Source organism: Armatimonas sp., assembly GCF_043760365.1.
Taxonomy (GTDB): Bacteria; Armatimonadota; Armatimonadia; order Armatimonadales; family Armatimonadaceae; genus Armatimonas.
On sequence record NZ_JAYUPA010000346.1, the window covers coordinates 1 to 1,865 of the forward strand.

At 58.1% G+C, this 1,865-nt stretch carries 2 protein-coding genes; both read left to right on the top strand.

Translation table 11 applies throughout. The features are described 5' to 3' along the window. Positions 1-1,119, top strand: a 1,119-nt coding sequence (locus ACH2EH_RS08500) for a hypothetical protein (RefSeq protein WP_395140754.1), incomplete at its 5' end; no start/stop codon positions are given. Between the two features lie 171 nt (positions 1,120-1,290). Then, a partial coding sequence (locus ACH2EH_RS08505) for an aldehyde dehydrogenase family protein (RefSeq protein WP_395140756.1) occupies positions 1,291-1,865 on the top strand: 575 nt, incomplete at its 3' end.

Consider the following 1,865-nt stretch of genomic DNA (forward strand, 5'->3'; position numbering starts at 1 on the left):
ACGCTCAACGACAAAGACCAGCTGATTGCCGAAGGGCTTCCTGAGGGATTTAACTTCACCCTAGTACGTGACACGGATAAAAAGATCACGGGGCTAAAAGTGGAGACTCCTATGGGCGGCGGCGAGCTTAAGCGTGTCGCGGAGACGAAAGACACCAAGCCCGCTCCTAAAGCGGACGTGAAGAAAGCCGATGTCCCTGACGTGTTGGGTGTCTACGAGTCTGATGAGATTGAGGGAATGCGCATCAAGGGCGAGCTGGTTTGGGAAAAAGGCAAGCTAATCTTAAAAAGTGAAGGTCAGCCGGATGCGGTAGTAAAAATCAATAAAGATGATACTTTCACCACGGAACCTAGTAACCCTGATGTGACTTCGATGAAGCTGACCCGTGACAAAGACGGTAAAGTGACCGGGAGCGTTATCGAGACGGCTCAGGGCAAGCTGAACTTCACCCGCAAGACCTTCCCCAAGCCCCCCGGAGCCGAAGCACCCAAGGCGGAAGCGCCTGCGGGACTCCCCGATGTGCTGGGCAAGTACGAGGCCGAGACCGAGAACAGCCCCGTTACCGATCTGGAGATTCTCGTCAAAGAGGGCAAGCTCGTTATTGTGGTCGAAGGCCAGCCCGAGATTAACTTCACCCTAGACAAGATGGACAACGTGGTCGCCCCCAACTCCCCGGAGGGAATCACCTCCAAGCTCGTGCGCGACAAAGACGGCAAGATCACGCATCTGATTGCCGAGACGCCCGTGGGTAAGCTCTCCTTCAAGCGCACCACTTTCCCCAAGCCGCCCGTGGCTGAGAAAAAAGCCGACGAGCCAAAGAAAGCCGATGTCGCGGATTCGGTTGCACGGCTCAAGGCGCTTGAAGGCATCTATACCAGTGACATGGCGGGCCTGCCCGTAGTGACCATACGTGTCAAGGATGGTAAGCTGGTCATTGAGCCGGAAGGACAGACTCCAGTAAATGATGCTAAGCTCTCCGCCAAAGACGAGTTGAGCGGCGAGGGACTCCCTGAAGGGTTCACGGTTACCATCCAGCGTGACAAAGACGGTAAAGTCACCGGAATGCTCGTCAAGACCCCCATGGGCGATGCCACCTTCACGCGTGCACCGCTGAAATAACCAATCACGGTTCAACAAAAACGAGGCAACAAGTTGCTCTCGCTAAGGGCTAACGCCGGGCACCCTTTGGGTGCGTTGATTCGTTCAACTCGTCCGTGAGGACGACCCGCGAAGCGCTGAGCGAGAGCAACTTGTTGCCTCGTTTTGATGGGGGCAGGGTACAATTCCCGCATGACTGACGGTAAAACGAACTTCATCAACGGCGAGTGGGTGGCGAGTCAGGCGGGCGCGGTGTTTGCGTCCACCAACCCGGCCAACACAAACCAAACTCTCGGACTCTATGCCCGCTCCGACCAGCGCGATGTCGCGCTTGCCGTGGCGGCGGCAAAGGCGGCGTATCCCGCGTGGCGAAAAACTCCCGCTCCCGCACGTGGGGCGCTTCTGACAAAAGTCGGGCGCTTGCTCGAAGACCGAAAAGAAGAATTTTCCCAGGCAATGGTCGCCGAGATGGGCAAGGTACTGGTCGAGGCGCGCGGCGATGTGCAAGAGGCCATTGATATGGCGCACTACATGGCCGCGTTCGGGCGGCTCCCCAGCGGCAGTGTGGTTCCGTCGGAGCGCCCGGATATCTACTGCTCAGCCCGCAGAGTTCCCGTGGGTGTGGTGGGGCTTATTACTCCGTGGAACTTTCCGATTGCCGTGCCAACCTGGAAGATGTTTCCGGCGCTCCTGGCGGGCAACACCGTGGTCTGGAAGCCCGCCGAGGACACGCCCGGTATGGCGGTGCTGCTCACCCAGCTCCTCGC